Below are 15,693 nucleotides of genomic sequence, written 5' to 3' on the forward strand. Positions count from 1 at the left end.
CGTCACTTGGTCGAAAATGCCTTTGGGAGAATTAAGCATTATCGAGCTATTTCAAGTAGATATGACAAGCTAGAAAGGAATTATGCCAGCATGTTATCGCTGGCATTCATGTTAATGTGGCTACCGATGTATTGTTGAACGCGAAATGTACAGCAAAGATCAACACGCCCTAGCACTTCTAACATCTCGTTTAGAAGTGCTTTTTTAATCGCTTCGAATGAGACTGCAGTTTATGACTGCTCCTAACTTGTTATTGTCCAAATCCCATTTAGACGCCCAATAATTAAAAAAGGGATTGGTATTTCTACCAATCCCCTCCAAACTCTCTTTCTACTTACAAGCTCTCAATTGCCTTTTGAACCGCAGGGCCAATCTGGCGCTTACGTGAAGTGACACCTTCCAAAGTCAGCATGTCACTTGTTGGTTCAGCGTTGAAAGCCGATTTGATGACTTGATAGTCGCTTTCATCCACCCACAATAAGTTCGCTTCTTTGTTCTTGGTATCTGTGATTGAAAAGAACAGATGGTCTAGCCCGTTCTCTTTTTTGTAAGTCTTCATTGCTGCTAGAAGATCGTCTTTACGGTCAATCAGTTGTTGAGCCATTAGTGTTTCAGCAACACCGATACCCACCTGTTTGCCACCGTACTTAAAGTTTTTGTAATCCAGCGTCAGAATGGTTTCAGATGAAAGGTGGCTAAGATCTGACTTAGCAACCAACATCTGTTGACCGAAGTCTTCGATATCTGAAATGCCTGCAACCTTCGCCAGCTTCTCTGCGTATTCACGATCATGATCTGTTGTAGTTGTTGATTGGAATACCACTGTGTCAGAAAGAATCGCACCCAAGCCAACACAAGCGAGGTGTTTAGGTAATGTCACATCGAGCTTTTCAGCATTGTCAGCCAGTATAGTTGCAGCTGAACCCCAACCTCGGATATCCATCTCGACAATCTGCGGGGTGTTAATTGGAGAGCCACCAATCGCATGATGATCGACCACTGCCACAATGGATGCTTGATCAATAGTTGGTGCTAATTGAGTCACTTGGTTGAAGTCAACCAGCCCCACTCGGTATGAAGAGTAATCTGTCTCTACACGTGGAGATTCTGCATTACAGTAGTTCAAGATAAACGTCGATTCAGGATTAATCGGCTCAGGCACTGTCGCCGTACCACCATAAATATGAGCCGCGAGCATCGCAGACATTACCGTGTCGCTGTCTGGGCTTAGGTGCCCTGTCCATACGAGATCTTCACTGTTTTCATTGGCAGATTGTTGCAAGCTAAAAGCAAAACTTGCTGAACTGAAAGACATAATTACGGCTGCAACGACAGGGGTTAGCTTCACGGGTATTTCCTTATTTAAATGCGATATAGAAGCCCATAAGCTAAACACCAAAAATTTCAGAACCGTGTAACTAATATTTCAGTTTTACTTCAGTAAGTAACTAAATGTAATTGCCCTTAGGCTTTCACTGTTAATCACACCAAAGCTCAACTTGGATTAGGTTAGCTTTTCATTATTTCACAATGAATTTCAATGAACCCTAATGATAAGAAAGCTAAGACACTGATTTATTGACCACATTACATCATCAACCCACATACTGAAAATAAGATAATCTTATTAAAAATGGATTATCGAAAGGCACAAAAAAGGCTGCAAAAGCAGCCTTATCGAGTAAGCATAAATATGCTATTCAATCATCGAGATCGAGGTTTTTTTCCTCCCCTTCCCGTTGCTGGTAAGGGAGCGGAGATGTACACCAAGGGGAGGTTAGGAGGGGATTCTAGTGTTTGTATCGAAAGGTGTTGCTGTCATCAATAATCTCAATTTTGACTTTTACTACGCCTTTCTTAACGTCACCAATTTGAGAAAATGCTTTGTGGGAAAGGTCAATCACTCGGCCTTTTACGTAAGGGCCTCTATCGTTAATTTTGACATCGACTGACTTGTTATTGGCTGTATTGGTCACTCTCACGATAGTCCCAAATGGCAAGGTTTTGTGAGCGGCTGTATAGGCGTTTTTATTATACGTTTCACCACTTGCCGTCAGTTTTCCATGGAATTTATCGCCATACCAAGAAGCCACTCCCACAAGCGCATGTGAATTGGCATAGCCCTTTGTTTTTGAAGTATCGACGGCCGCATGTGACGAGCATCCGGCAAGCAAAGTAATAAGAAAAGCGGCAAAGATAAGGTTTAGTTTTTTCATGCTATTTCAGTAGATCTTCTTCATGTAATGTTTATCTATTTTCATTGTAGTGCGGTTCAGCAGTATTGAACTGAGTATTATGAGTTCTCAGCGAAGGCTATTACTAGTGTGATTCCGCAATGTTTTCATGAAGCACGCTCGCTTCAGTCATATTCATGAAAGGTTTTATCTTCAAAACGTCAACTTTAACAATGCCTTAAAGTTGTTGATTTATTAACCACCACCACATGATGGAGCACTTAAAAAGCACACAAACAAAAAAAGGATTGGTATCTCTACCAATCCTCTTTAGGGGGTGTTTCGGTTTTCTACCTTATGACAGGTAGATAACACTATTACTCGTAGTCAGTCGCGTAAGTGTCTTCGTATGTGTGCGAGTAGAATTCGAACAGGTTGCCAAACGGGTCTTCTAGGTAAACCATTTGTGCTTGTTTTAGTTCGTCTTCTGGGTGGTAAGGCATGATGTCCATACGAACCTTACCGCCAAACTCTTCAACACGCTTAATCGCTGAATGAAACTGCTCTTTTGGAAGTTGCAGACAGAAGTGGAAGATACCTAAGCGAGAGAAATCAACTTCGTGACGCTCTTGACGCTCTTTCATTTCGAACAGCTCAACACCGATGCCATCAGATGTTACTAGGTGAGCAATGTTGAAACCTTTAAAGCCTTCACCAAATACTGCAATACACATGCGGCCGATTGCTGATTCGCGCTCTTCCATCACTTTAGTGTTGTTCATTACGATTCTTAGACCTAGCGCTTTTGTGTAAAACTCGACTGCTTTGTCCATGTCGCCAACCATGATGCCTACGTGATTCATTTTCATAACTTTCTCCAAATTCTCTTTAATTCTGTATTTTTCGAAGACTCGCTTCGGTGTTTCGTTTCGATGGAGAGAGTATATGGAGATACGACGATTAATTGAAATTATCATAATTTATATTAATGATAATTTTATGTTATTTACCAAGTTAAGTGAGATGCCAACACGTCACACAATAAGTTAAAGTTGAGAGCCACATATGTCATGTGGCTCTAGTTAAACATCCTTAGTTCAGCACGAAGAAGCCCGTTACGCTTTACTGGTCTGTACGACGTTCGAAATCTGCTTGGCTTTTGTTTCAGGCACCAAAGACATCAACCCGGTAGTCACAAGCGCGGCAATACCAGACATGGTTACAGGTGACCCAAATATGCTTTGCACTAGCTTGGGTGCTTCTTTCAATAAATCCGGCACTAGCATCACCCCAAGCCCTAAGCCTAGTGAGATGGCAATCGTCATAATTCTGCGGCGATCCAGTTTTTCATTGGCGATGATTTTGATGCCCGCCGCAGCAACCGTACCGAACATCACTAATGTCGCCCCGCCCAATACTGGCTTTGGAATCGTCATTAAAACCGCACCTAAGATGGGAAATAACCCTAACAGAAAAAGAATCGCGGCAATGAAGTAGCCGATGTAGCGACTCGCGATCCCCGTAAAATGGATCACACCGTTGTTCTGGCTGAAAGTCGTGTTCGGAAAAGTATTGAATACCGCTGCGATGAGCGAGTTCACACCGTCACCTAGCACGCCAGCCTTGAGTCGATTGATGTATTTTGGCCCCTTAACTGGCTGCCCTGAGAACATACTGTTGGCGGTAAGGTCACCCGTGGTTTCAATAACGGTAATCAAGTAAATAAAAGCGATAGGCAGGAAGGCTTGCCAATCAAAAGCGAAGCCATATTTAAATGGGACAGGAATACTCAATAGCGGTTGAGAAGCAAAAGAAACCATAGACGCTTTACCCATCAAAATGGCAACGCCCCAGCCAACTACCAACCCAACTAAAATCGACGACAGCCTAACCATATTATTGTTACTCAGGTTAAGCACGACTATGGTTCCGAGGACGATGGCACCCAACATCAGATTGCTTCCAGAGCCAAAATCTTCGGCGCCAACGCCACCCGCAATATCAGTAACACCGACTTTAATCAAAGAGATACCTATCGTCGTGATAACGATTCCAGTCACAACGGGCGTGATAACGACTTTGAGCTTTTCGATAAAGCGCGATAGTACGATTTCAACAAATGCACCAAAGAAGCAGACACCGAAAATGGTAGCGAGCATTTCATCTGGCCCACCTCCATTCGCTTTAACCAGAAAACCTGCACCTAATACAGATCCCAAGAACGCAAAGCTGGTTCCTTGGACACAGATCATCCCTGCGCCAACTGGCCCTATTTTTCTCGCTTGAATGAAGGTACCGACCCCAGACACCATGAGTGCCATGCTGATCAGATAAGGAATGTGCTCACCCAACCCAAGCACACCGCCAATAATGAGTGTGGGCGTGATAATACCAACGAAACTGGCTAATACATGCTGCAACGCTGCGTAACTGGCAGCTCTGACTGATGGTCGATCGTCTAATCCGTAGATCAATTCACTGTTCTGTTCCATGTGACTTCCTTTATGTATTTTTTATTGTATACAATTTACATAAAGACAATAGAGCAACATATATGCCAATGGTTTAACATCATACTTATCAATCAGTTAAGTTTCATCTCTAGCCAATGCTGCACTATAGAGCAACACAGTCGGCTTGTTTTAGTGCAACGAAGAACACACAAAGCACTCGTTTGCTCTAGTTTACTCGTTACCTCTAACCAAATACCGCAGACACAAAAAAGGATTGGTATTTCTACCAATCCTCTTTAGGGGGTGTTTCAGTTTTTCTACCTTATGATAGGTAGGTAGCGCCTATTACTCGTAATCAGTCGCGTACGTATCTTCGTATGAGTGAGAGTAGAATTCGAATAAGTTGCCAAACGGGTCTTCTAGGTAAACCATTTGCGCTTGTTTTAGTTCGTCTTCTGGGTGGTAACGGTGGATATCCATACGTACCTTACCGCCAAACTCTTCAACGCGCTTGATAGCTGAATGAAACTGCTCTTTAGGAAGCTGTAGACAGAAGTGGAAAATGCCCAGGCGAGAGAAATCAACGTTGTGACGCTCTTCACGGTCAACCATTTCGAACATCTCAACACCGATGCCATCAGAAGTGACTAGGTGAGCAATATTGAAGCCTTTAAAACCTTCGCCAAATACAGCGATACACATACGACCGATTGCTGATTCGCGCTCTTCCATCACTTTGGTGTTGTTCATTACGATTCTTAGACCTAGAGCTTTCGTGTAAAACTCGACTGCTTGGTCCATGTCACCCACCATGATGCCTACGTGATTCATTTTCATAACTTGCTCCAAATTCGTTTTAAATTCTGTGCTTTTCGAAGTCTAGCTTCGGTGTTTCGTTTCGATGGAGAGAGTATAGGTACATGCGTTAATTAATTGAAATTATCATAATTTATATTAATGATAATTTTTTGTTATTTACAGTTTGATATAACAACTCAACTCACGCAAAGAAACTATACCGAACCCTACCTACATAGACACATAGATACACACACCAATAGAGATAAGCCCAATGTAGAGAACAACCTAAAGAGCATAGCTACTTAAATTGGGAGTTGTTGATGTTTGATGGCTTTTGTTAATTGTTTTTGTTGATAGCTTTTACCGATAGCCTTTTCCTTTCGAAGATAGGATTCGCCTATTGAATCTATAGAAATGTCCGATTTCACTAATTTTCGGTGGCAATGCAATATATCTACATCGACGCGGGATAGCGTTAAACACTATAAATTAGAAAGAGAGTCAAATCATGATCAACACAGAAATCAAACCATTCAACGCAACAGCATTCAAAAACGGCGAATTCGTAGAAATCACTGAGCAAGACGTTAAAGGCAAGTGGGCTGTATTCTTCTTCTACCCAGCAGACTTCACGTTTGTATGTCCAACTGAGCTAGTTGACCTACAAGACAAATACGCAGAGCTTCAATCTCGCGGCGTAGAAGTTTACTCAGTATCAACTGACACTCACTTCTCTCACAAAGCATGGCACGATACTTCTGACAAAATCGGCACTATCGAATACTTCATGGTAGGCGACCAAACTGGCAACATCACAAATAACTTCAACGTTATGCGTGAAGGTCAAGGCCTTGCAGACCGTGCAACGTTCCTAATCGACCCTGAAGGCGTTATCCAAGCAATGGAAATCACAGCTGAAGGCATCGGCCGTGACGCAGAAGACCTACTACGCAAGGTTAAAGCAGCACAATACGTAGCCGCTAACCCAGGTGAAGTTTGCCCAGCTAAATGGAAAGAAGGCGAAGAGACTCTAGCTCCATCTCTAGACCTAGTAGGCAAGATTTAATCTAAGCCTAGCTAACAAGAATAGCTAAACGGTTCTACAGGCGCGCTTCGGCCCCCCTCCTAAAGGGCAGTCGCGCGCCACCCTTTCAAAACATCAACACCACAATATTTGCCGACTTGCGCCCCCTTTTTATTTTCCTTTTTCAGCAAGAAGGTATTGGTCAATACCAAGACACAGAATTTAAGAGCAGGCACGATTATGTTAGATCAAGCAATGAAGCAGCAGCTAAAAGCATACCTAGAAAACCTAAAAACCAATGTTCAGTTAGTGCTTAGCCTGGATGGCAGCGACACCGCGAACAAACTTCAAGATCTGGCGAATGACATCTCGTCTTTAACCGATAAAATTGAAGTGACTCGCGATGACAGCGCAAGCACTCGCAGCCCTATCATGCAGGTAGTGAACCAAGAGAAAGGCACCGCGATCGGTTTTGCCGGTTTGCCAATGGGTCACGAATTTACGTCACTGGTTCTAGCACTGCTTCATAGTGGTGGTCACCCTATCAAGCTTGAAGCTGACGTAATCGAGCAAATAAAAGAACTAGATCAAGAGCTTAATGTAGAGATTTTTATCTCGCTCTCATGCCAAAACTGTCCAGAAGTGGTTCAAGCCTTCAATATGATGTCGGCGATTAATCCTCTGGTTAAGACAACGATGATCGACGGCGCAGCATTCCAAGATGAAGTGAAGTCTCGCGACATCATGGCAGTACCAAGTGTATTCGTTAATGGTGAGCTATTTGGTCAAGGCCGTATGTCACTGGCTGAAATCCTTAACAAGGTTGATTCAGGCGCAGCGGAAAAGAAAGCAGCAAACCTAAACCAACAAGCACCGTTTGATGTATTGGTTGTCGGCGGCGGCCCTGCAGGTTCTTCAGCGGCAATTTATGCTGCACGTAAAGGCATTCGTACTGGTGTGGTTGCTGACCGATTCGGCGGCCAAGTGATGGACACCATGGCGATTGAGAACTTTATCTCAGTAAAAGCGACAACTGGCCCTAAATTAGTGGCAAGCCTTGAAGAGCACGTAAAAGAGTACGGTGTTGAAGTGATGACTGAGCAGCGCGCTGCAAACATCATTGCAGCAGAAGACACTGAAGACGGCTACATCCACGTTGAGCTAGAGAGCGGCGCAACACTACGAGCTCGCACGGTTATCACCAGTACTGGTGCTCGCTGGCGTGAAATGAACGTTCCGGGTGAGCAAGAGTACCGCAATAAAGGCGTCGCTTACTGCCCACACTGTGACGGTCCTTTATTCAAAGGTAAGAAAACAGCGGTTATTGGTGGTGGTAACTCAGGCATCGAAGCGGCAATTGATTTAGCGGGTATCGTTGAACACGTAACCGTACTTGAATTTGCAGACACATTGCGTGCCGACCAAGTGCTTATCGACAAAGCGAACGCAACACCAAACATCGAAATCATCAAGATGGCACAAACAACGCAAGTGATTGGTGATGGCAACCGTGTAACCGGTCTGGAATACAAAGACCGCAACACCGATGAACTTAAACAGATTGAACTCGCAGGTATCTTTGTTCAAATCGGCCTGATGCCAAACAGCGAATGGTTGAAGGGTTCGAAAGTTGAGCTCTCACCACGCGGTGAAATTGAAATTAACGCTCATGGCGCAACATCAATGAAAGGTGTGTTCGCAGCGGGTGACGTAACAACCGTACCTTACAAACAGATCATCATTGCGATGGGTGAAGGTGCGAAAGCAAGCTTAGGTGCATTTGACCACCTAATCCGTAACTCAGCTCCAGTTAAAGAGGCTGAAACCGCTTAACCTTTACACTGAAAAGCTTAAAGCTTTTAACTCAAGTTCCTTAAATATTTGTTAACTTAATTCTTTACTGTTAACGACTTAGTCGACATTTAGACGCCACTCCTATGGATTTAGGAGTGGTTTTTTTCTTTGTGATTTATGCAGGTTGATAAAGCATGAAGGCAACCACCATCGCTAAGCTTCCACCCAAGCAACGGTTCACAAACATCATCTGTTTTGGTGATTGCAGCAACTTTTTAAGCATGGTGCCGCAATACGCCCACACCAACATGCACGGCACACCAGTAATCACCATGCCCGCGATAATGGTCACGACTTGAATCAAGTAATCGGCATTCGGAGTAATGAACTGTGAAAACACGGTTAATGACGCTATCCAACCTTTAGGGTTTAACACCTGCACCAGCACACCAGACATGAAACCTGAACGATTGTCGGTGGTGCTTTCTTCGATCTGCATGTTCGCAATCGACCACGCCATGAACAGCAAATAAGCCGCACCCGCGTATTTCAAAATGCTGTATAGCTCTGGGTAAAGGGTAAATAGGCTCACCAAACCGACACTAGAACCCGCCAATACGATGATGATGCCAACAGCGTTCCCAGAGATAAAAGGTAAAGTCGCAGCAAATCCATAACGACTTGAAATCCCAAGTAATGCGATATTGCCAGCCCCAGGGGTAATTGCAATTGATGTTGAAAATAGCAAGAACGCCAGCATTAATTGAGAGCTCATTTCCTCTCACTCCTAATAAGTAAAGTATTTATAGGGAGAGAGTTTACAGATTCGACTAGGAATTAAATTGCTATATAGGCTAATATTAATCCAAATATGAGCAAGACTTTTCTAAAATATCCATGAAACAGAAAGAATCCACCAAAGAAGTGTTAGATGACACAGATATCGCCATCTTAGAACATATCCAACAAGACGGACGCATGAGCAACAGCAAGCTCGCAGAGAAGGTCAACCTCAGCGAAACCCCATGCTGGCGTCGTTGGAAACGCATGGAAGAAACTGGCTATATCGATGGTTACGCCGCTAAGCTGAATCGTAAGAAATTAGGCTTTCATGTGGCTGGTTTTACCCTTGTAACACTAGGCAATCATGAAGTTGAAAACACAGAACCGTTCGAAGAGTTTGTCGCGGTAACCGATTGGATTCCAATGTGTCACTGCATTGCAGGCGGCGCCGATTACATGGTGCAAGTGTTGGCGAAAGATTTAGAAGAGTACTTTGAGCGTATTAGCTCGATCAGAAGAGTCAAAGGCGTGAGCGCGATTCAGTCGAACATCTCAGTAAAAGAGTTGAAAAACAGCTATCGATTACCGCTTTCAGATTAGCTCCCTAAAACACATAAAACAAAAAGCCCAGCCGCGATAGATTTCTAAAGTCTAAGGCTCTGGGCTTAACGTTATTATTTACTGGGTTAACTGGCTTAGCTATTCACAAGGATGAGCTAGATGGATCAAGGCTAAACCACCGAGTGATGTTTCACGATATTTCTTGTTCATGTCTTTACCGGTTTGGTACATGGTTGCGATGACCTTATCGAGTGAGATCAAAGACTTGCTGTTTCGCTTCAATGCCATGCGAGATGCATTAATTGCCTTCATCGCACCCATCGCATTTCGCTCGATACACGGCACTTGAACCAAGCCGCCAATTGGGTCACAAGTCATACCCAATGAGTGTTCCATCGCGATTTCCGCCGCAATACAGATCTGCTCATTGCTGCCACCGCGTAGTGCCGTTAATCCCGCAGCCGCCATAGAGGATGATACGCCTACCTCACCTTGGCATCCTACTTCCGCACCAGAGATCGAAGCGTTAGTTTTGTACAGAATACCAATCGCGCCCGATACCGCTAAGAAATCTTTTAACTGCTTAGTATCCAACTCTTTAATGAAGCGATGGTAGTACATCAACACAGCAGGAATAACGCCCGCCGCACCATTGGTTGGTGATGTTACCACTTGGCCACCAGCCGCATTTTCTTCGCTAACCGCAAACGCAAACAAGTTAATCCAATCCATGATTTCCATTGGGTCGTTTTCAACCGCCGCATTCGCTTCTAACTTTTTCAGTAGGTTAGGCGCACGACGAGTTACGTTCAAACCACCATCAAGAATGCCTTCGGTTTCAAAGCCACGCTCCATACAACGACTCATCACTCGCCAGATTTGATCCGCTTTCTCTGAAATAATGTCAGCGCCTTCGAACTCCGCTTCATTTTTTAGAATCATACCACCGAGGCTCATCCCACTATTGTCAGCTTGTTGAAGCATTTCATCGGCGTTTTTGAACGGGAAAGGAACTTCTACCGCTTGGGTTTGAGTACCATTTTGCAGTTCATCAGCAGTTGCGATAAAACCGCCGCCAATCGAATAATAAGTTTCATCGACAATCACGTTGCCACTCTGGTCAAACGCAGTAATCATCATGCCATTTTCATGCAGAGGCAGATTGTCTTTGTGGAACAACATGTCGGTTTCGTAGTTGAAGGCAATGTGCTTGGTGCCCGCTAAATCCATCTCACCACTGTCTACGGCATGACGCATTGCTTGGTTTGCGCTGGTGATTTTGATGGTGTCTGGTTTATTGCCGAGTAGCCCCAATATTGTAGCTCTGTCGGTGTGGTGACCTATGCCAGTCAATGACAAAGAACCGTATAAATCCACCTGAATACGCGTCACTTCTGCGATTTTATCAGCGATTAATTGTGTGAAATGGAAACCCGCAATCATTGGGCCGTTGGTGTGAGAGCTCGATGGCCCAACACCAATTTTGTAGATATCAAAGATCGATAACATAGATATACCAGTAAAAAATCGGTCAATTAAGAAAGAGCGGCATAAAGCCAATCAGGGATAACAGTACAAGCAGCAATCGTCACAACAGCGAACACCAACAAGCCATAATGACTCGCGGTAGGCTTTGCAAACAAATGCTTTTGCTTTTCTATAAATTCATTTTGTTGCTCGGTTACCTCTCCCCAGAAGCGGCTCACAACAACACCTAACACTAAGAAAACCACAGTGCCAATCAAGGCAAACCAAGGCCAAGCTATTCCGCTGTATTTGGCGATGAATACGACGGCCACACTGCCAATACTGCCCGCAATTACGCCTTTCTCGTTTGCTTGTTTGAAGAACAAACCCAAGATGAAAGAGCCAAGGCGAATACCAACAAAAATAGAGGTTAAGCTCGCAATCGTTTTAAGCACTGATTCATTAGAAACAGCCAGTAACGCAGGCACAACAACCGACGCTGCAGCAACCAGGCTCATTTTTCTAGCCACTGATTCATAGTGCGCGTCAGAGGCTTGCTTACGGAAGAAGCGCTTATAAAAATCGAACGTTGCGACCGTCGCCATAGAGTTATAAGTGGAATCCAATGTCGACATTGCCGCTGCCGAAAGTGCTGAGATCACCAAACCAACAATGATTGGGTTGGTATGGTTAAACACAAAATCGAGAATCACTTCGTTGCTGTTTTCAAAACTGCTATCTTGATAAAAGACACTTAACAGCACCCCCATCACAGCAAAGAACAGATAAACAAAAAATGCGCCGTAGCCACAAAGCAACATCGATTTTTGCGCTGTTTTAACACACTTAGTCGCCAATGTTCTTTGAATAATCAGTTGGTTAGTGCCATACACACTCAGGTGCAAGAAGCTCACAGCCACTACGCCGGCCCACAATGTGGTATCGACGCCTAAGTCAAAATCGAGATTGATGATATTCAAATGTTCAGGAGACAACATCTCGCCCGCATCGATTTTCATCAGCAATAAAACAAAGATCGCAATGCTGCCGATAATCAACACTGCTGACTGAAGCATGTCAGTCCAGATTACAGTCGAGATACCACCCGCATAGGTATACAACGCAGTAAATACGCTGATGTAGATGATCGCCTCAGAGATACTCACTGGCAGCACTTGCACTAAGATCAGGGCTACCGCATACAGAATAACCCCTGCCGAAATACACTGAACCACAATGAACACGATGGAATTGATCGTGCGAGCAACAACGCCAAAGCGGTGCTCTAGGTATTCGTAAATCGAGGTTAGGCCGAGCTTGTAAAACACCGGAACAAAGAAAAGCACAGTGAAAAAGATCACTATTGGATAGTTCAAATGTACGCTCATCGCTTCCATGCCTGAGCTATAAACCCAGCCCGGCATGCCAACGAACGTCATTGCGCTGATGTAGGTTGCAAGAATCGACACACCTGCCGTAAACCAACCAAACTGTTTTCCACCAGTCGAAAAGTCGCCACCGACGCTATAGCGCCTATTAACTAAGTAGCTGATAAACAAAGTAGTTAGCACATAAAGAGCAATAACCACAAAACTTGAGTACGTAACCATTTTTAGATTCCGTTTATTGTATGTCGCAATTAATTCGCTGCCAATAGTACTCAAAAATGGATGTTTTCCCTCAAAAACCCACAATAAGTGTGACTATTATCACTAAGATAGACGATTAAACACTCAAACCACCCCACAAAGCACAAAAACTCAGTTAAATGAGATCAAGATCACTAAAACACACAAAATGGGTACGCACTCATTTTAAAATTGACTTTGATCACGGATCTAATAACCACAAAAATTCTATTATCTCTCCCGAAATGAAGACGGTGTGATGAAGCTAAATAATCAACACACAATAATTAAAACCAAAACCACCCTATATAAAATAAAGGTTTATCGGTCATGACCATTAAAAAACACATGAGCGAAGTTCCTATGATTCAAAGGGTAGCCGCATATCTAGCAATTCTAGTAGGTTACTTTTTTTATTGTTATAACTTTGTAATTATTGACTACGTACGCCCATACATTGTGGAAGAATATGCTGGTATTAGCCTTTCTGATACCGCTCAGTTCTACACTTGGCAGTCGGTTGGTGCTCTGATTGGTGCTCTGAGCTGTGCATGGTTCGCAACCAAGTTCGGCAAGAAGTCCACACTAATAGCAATTACGGCATTAAACGGTGGTGCAACCATCATCAACATGATGTTTACCGACTACGCCACTTGGGCTGCAATGCGTTTCATCATTGGACTATCTTTAGGTGGTTACTTCACTGTAGCTGTATCTTTGATGATTGGCCTATTTACACCAACGGTTCGCGGTAAGTTGACTGCTTTTGCTTCTTCAATGTTCTCTGTTGCTTTAGTGGCAATGGGCGCTTACGCAGCCTTCATTACAAGTGTTGATGCACCTTGGCAGAGCCTAATGTGGGTAGGTGGTATTCCACCGCTTGTAGCAGCAGCGTTAATGATCTTTGTATTACCAAGCGACAAAACTGTGATCGCCTACGGTGAAGAAGATCAACAAACCACAACCAATGCAGCTGGTGAAGTAACCGAAGCTAAAAAAGGTTCTTGGGGTGAGATGTTAAGCAAGCCTTACCGCAAAATTACGATTACTTGTTTACTTCTTTCTGGTCTTAACTTCTACGGATTCCAATTCTTCGGTGGCTTTGTAACTACCTACCTGAAAGATGTTCGTATGTTTGATGGTGCAACCATCGGTTTGATCTTCTCTATCTCAGCATTTGGTTCACTCTTCGGTGCTTGGTTCTGGGGATGGGCAGCCGATAAGTACGGTCGTAAGATCAACGCGTTCGGCTTCATCCTCGCAGGTATCATGGTTTCTATCTTCTTTGTCGCACCTGGCGACATGATGATTGGCGGCCTAAACATGCTGGCTCTTCTGGGTCTTATCTACAACTTCGGCCTGTCTGCTTCTGCAGTATGGGGCGGTTACTTCTCTGAATTGTTCCCAGCACGCTTGCGTAGCTATGGTGCAGCTTTATTCCATGGCGGTCGTATTATCGGCATGTGGGCACCAATGGTTCTTATCTTCATCCAAGAGCGTACCGACCTACAAACAGCAATGTGGGGCTCACCAATCGTATGGATTATCGCCGGCCTACTATGGCTAACACTGCCTGAAACTCTAAAAGGTGGCGTCTTCGATAAGAGCAAAAAAGCTGAAGCAGCAAAAGCTTAATTCGACACTCATACGCTGAAGTTCAAATACGAAAAATTTAAAGCCGGCTGATAAATCAGCCGGTAACAAAATCCAAATCGAGTCCTGTTCCGAATGTTGACTCGACAACACAAAGAGAAATTATTATGTCTAAATATCAAGAAGCGAAACGCATTGTTCGTGAATACTTCGATGCAATGGAAAACGCAACTCACGAGAACGTTGCTGAAGTTTTAAAAGCACACACTTCTGAAGATTACTTGTGGCGCGGTGTTTACCCATTCCGTGAGCAAGAAGGCGCACAAGCAGCAGCTGACGTATTCTGGGCACCAATGATGAAGTCAATGACTCGCATGCAGCGTCGTCAAGACATCTTCATCGGTGGTAACAACGAAGTTAACCCAGATGAGATTTGGGTAATGAGCATGGGTCACTTCATGGGTCTATTCGACGCTGAATACCTAGGTATGCGCCCAACTGGCAAGATCATGAACGTTCGCTACGCAGAATTTAACTGTGTTGTTGATGGCAAAATCACTAAGACAGGCCTGTTTCTAGACCTACTAGGCATGATGGATCAAGCGGGTTGCTACCCACTTCCACCATCAACTGGTAAGCACTTCGTATACCCTGGCCCACGTAACCACGACGGTCTGCTATTCGAAGACGCGGCTCCAGAAGAAGGTGTTGCGACACTTGCTCTAGTAAACAAAATGGTTGATGACCTGTCTGCTCTTAACGACAGCGGCGCGATGGGTTGCCCACCAGAAGTACTAGCGAAGAGCTGGTCAAAAGACATGATTTGGTACGGCCCATGTGGTATCGGCGCGTCTTACACAATTCCTCGCTACCAACAACAGCACCAACTTCCTTTCCGTAACAACCTGAAAGACAAGAAGTTCAACGGCCACGTTTGTCGTTTCGCTGAAGGTAACTTCTCTTGTTTCTTCGGTTGGCCAAACCTATCAAACACACCAACAGGTGGCTTCCTAGGTATGACTGGCGGTGAAGTACGTGCAAACATGCAAGTAGTTGACGTTTACTACCGTGACGGTGACAAACTGTCTGAGAACTGGGTTCTTATCGACCTTCCTTACTGGCTACAACAGCAAGGTCTAGATGTGTTCGAACGCACTTCAAGCATCATGAACCCAACGCTGTAATCGATACGCTTTAATCCAAAAGATTGAAACGAAATAGTGGCAACCTAAATAGACATCTGATTTAGGTTGCCACGCTTACTGGGGGACCCTTCTCGCTCCTAGTAAGTGCTCCAACCAATTCATTATTGCTCCACTAATAACTGAATCTACTAGTGCCTCATGGATGGGGTACACCCTGCCAAACCATTACCAATATAACGGGCTTGAAAGCACGGTGGCTTTCTACGGCCT

13 protein-coding genes and 1 pseudogene are annotated in these 15,693 nt (G+C 44.2%); 6 read left to right on the plus strand and 8 right to left on the minus strand.

What is annotated here, in order from left to right:
- Positions 1-138, plus strand: a pseudogene (locus tag AB4371_RS04430) (IS5/IS1182 family transposase); the annotation flags it as partial.
- A gap of 196 nt (positions 139-334) precedes the next feature.
- On the opposite strand, the gene AB4371_RS04435 reads toward AB4371_RS04430, so the two are convergent.
- The 5 genes from AB4371_RS04435 to AB4371_RS04455 all read right to left on the minus strand — a co-directional run bounded on the left by AB4371_RS04435 (position 335) and on the right by AB4371_RS04455 (position 5,464).
- Positions 335-1,348, minus strand: a complete 1,014-nt coding sequence (locus tag AB4371_RS04435; protein ID WP_017062680.1) for a manganese-dependent inorganic pyrophosphatase — start codon at positions 1,346-1,348, stop codon at positions 335-337.
- Between the two features lie 442 nt (positions 1,349-1,790).
- Positions 1,791-2,216, minus strand: a complete 426-nt coding sequence (locus tag AB4371_RS04440; protein WP_017068116.1) for a septal ring lytic transglycosylase RlpA family protein — start codon at positions 2,214-2,216, stop codon at positions 1,791-1,793.
- A 335-nt stretch (positions 2,217-2,551) separates the two neighbouring features.
- Positions 2,552-3,043, minus strand: coding sequence for a VOC family protein (locus tag AB4371_RS04445; RefSeq protein WP_102393691.1), 492 nt, complete (start codon positions 3,041-3,043; stop codon positions 2,552-2,554).
- A gap of 246 nt (positions 3,044-3,289) precedes the next feature.
- Positions 3,290-4,666, minus strand: a complete 1,377-nt coding sequence (locus AB4371_RS04450) for a uracil-xanthine permease family protein (RefSeq protein ID WP_017071678.1) — start codon at positions 4,664-4,666, stop codon at positions 3,290-3,292.
- Positions 4,667-4,972: 306 nt separating this feature from the next.
- A complete protein-coding gene (locus tag AB4371_RS04455) occupies positions 4,973-5,464 on the minus strand; it encodes a VOC family protein (RefSeq protein WP_102393690.1) in 492 nt (163 codons plus the stop codon).
- Positions 5,465-5,936: 472 nt separating this feature from the next.
- On the opposite strand from AB4371_RS04455, the gene ahpC reads away from it, so the two are divergent.
- Positions 5,937-6,494 carry an alkyl hydroperoxide reductase subunit C gene (gene ahpC, locus AB4371_RS04460; RefSeq protein WP_016798107.1) on the plus strand — a complete coding sequence of 186 codons (558 nt, stop codon included), beginning with the start codon at positions 5,937-5,939 and terminating at the stop codon, positions 6,492-6,494.
- Between the two features lie 198 nt (positions 6,495-6,692).
- A complete protein-coding gene (gene ahpF, locus AB4371_RS04465; RefSeq protein ID WP_017065983.1) occupies positions 6,693-8,285 on the plus strand; it encodes an alkyl hydroperoxide reductase subunit F in 1,593 nt (530 codons plus the stop codon).
- 136 nt (positions 8,286-8,421) lie between these two features.
- On the opposite strand, the gene AB4371_RS04470 is transcribed toward ahpF, so the two are convergent.
- Positions 8,422-9,021: a LysE family translocator gene (locus tag AB4371_RS04470; RefSeq protein WP_017065259.1), complete on the minus strand. Its 600-nt coding sequence runs from the start codon at positions 9,019-9,021 to the stop codon at positions 8,422-8,424.
- Positions 9,022-9,143: 122 nt separating this feature from the next.
- Between AB4371_RS04470 and AB4371_RS04475 the strand changes: the two genes are divergently transcribed.
- A complete protein-coding gene (locus AB4371_RS04475; RefSeq protein ID WP_017065258.1) occupies positions 9,144-9,629 on the plus strand; it encodes an Lrp/AsnC family transcriptional regulator in 486 nt (161 codons plus the stop codon).
- A gap of 99 nt (positions 9,630-9,728) precedes the next feature.
- On the opposite strand, the gene AB4371_RS04480 is transcribed toward AB4371_RS04475, so the two are convergent.
- On the minus strand, positions 9,729-11,099 hold the full coding sequence (locus tag AB4371_RS04480) for an L-serine ammonia-lyase (protein WP_017065257.1): 1,371 nt from the start codon (positions 11,097-11,099) through the stop codon (positions 9,729-9,731).
- A gap of 26 nt (positions 11,100-11,125) precedes the next feature.
- On the minus strand, positions 11,126-12,667 hold the full coding sequence (locus AB4371_RS04485) for a sodium:solute symporter family transporter (protein WP_017065256.1): 1,542 nt from the start codon (positions 12,665-12,667) through the stop codon (positions 11,126-11,128).
- Positions 12,668-13,015: 348 nt separating this feature from the next.
- On the opposite strand from AB4371_RS04485, the gene AB4371_RS04490 reads away from it, so the two are divergent.
- Both AB4371_RS04490 and AB4371_RS04495 read left to right on the plus strand, forming a co-directional pair.
- On the plus strand, positions 13,016-14,320 hold the full coding sequence (locus AB4371_RS04490) for an MFS transporter (RefSeq protein ID WP_050622077.1): 1,305 nt from the start codon (positions 13,016-13,018) through the stop codon (positions 14,318-14,320).
- 125 nt (positions 14,321-14,445) lie between these two features.
- Positions 14,446-15,462: a nuclear transport factor 2 family protein gene (locus tag AB4371_RS04495; protein WP_017065254.1), complete on the plus strand. Its 1,017-nt coding sequence runs from the start codon at positions 14,446-14,448 to the stop codon at positions 15,460-15,462.
- Positions 15,463-15,693: the final 231 nt, after the last annotated feature.

Origin of the sequence: Vibrio sp. 10N.261.51.A3 (assembly GCF_041471965.1) — a bacterium.
In the GTDB taxonomy this organism is placed as follows: Bacteria; Pseudomonadota; Gammaproteobacteria; order Enterobacterales; family Vibrionaceae; genus Vibrio; species Vibrio crassostreae_C.

What these genes read in the sequence shown, in the direction of transcription:
- AB4371_RS04440 (WP_017068116.1), bottom strand. Translation starts at nt 2,216, where the DNA reads ATGAAAAAACTAAACCTTATCTTTGCCGCTTTTCTTATTACTTTGCTT.
- AB4371_RS04445 (WP_102393691.1), bottom strand. Translation starts at nt 3,043, where the DNA reads ATGAAAATGAATCACGTAGGCATCATGGTTGGCGACATGGACAAAGCA.
- AB4371_RS04450 (WP_017071678.1), bottom strand. Translation starts at nt 4,666, where the DNA reads ATGGAACAGAACAGTGAATTGATCTACGGATTAGACGATCGACCATCA.
- AB4371_RS04455 (WP_102393690.1), bottom strand. Translation starts at nt 5,464, where the DNA reads ATGAAAATGAATCACGTAGGCATCATGGTGGGTGACATGGACCAAGCA.
- ahpC (WP_016798107.1), top strand. Translation starts at nt 5,937, where the DNA reads ATGATCAACACAGAAATCAAACCATTCAACGCAACAGCATTCAAAAAC.
- ahpF (WP_017065983.1), top strand. Translation starts at nt 6,693, where the DNA reads ATGTTAGATCAAGCAATGAAGCAGCAGCTAAAAGCATACCTAGAAAAC.
- AB4371_RS04470 (WP_017065259.1), bottom strand. Translation starts at nt 9,021, where the DNA reads ATGAGCTCTCAATTAATGCTGGCGTTCTTGCTATTTTCAACATCAATT.
- AB4371_RS04475 (WP_017065258.1), top strand. Translation starts at nt 9,144, where the DNA reads ATGAAACAGAAAGAATCCACCAAAGAAGTGTTAGATGACACAGATATC.
- AB4371_RS04480 (WP_017065257.1), bottom strand. Translation starts at nt 11,099, where the DNA reads ATGTTATCGATCTTTGATATCTACAAAATTGGTGTTGGGCCATCGAGC.
- AB4371_RS04485 (WP_017065256.1), bottom strand. Translation starts at nt 12,667, where the DNA reads ATGGTTACGTACTCAAGTTTTGTGGTTATTGCTCTTTATGTGCTAACT.
- AB4371_RS04490 (WP_050622077.1), top strand. Translation starts at nt 13,016, where the DNA reads ATGACCATTAAAAAACACATGAGCGAAGTTCCTATGATTCAAAGGGTA.
- AB4371_RS04495 (WP_017065254.1), top strand. Translation starts at nt 14,446, where the DNA reads ATGTCTAAATATCAAGAAGCGAAACGCATTGTTCGTGAATACTTCGAT.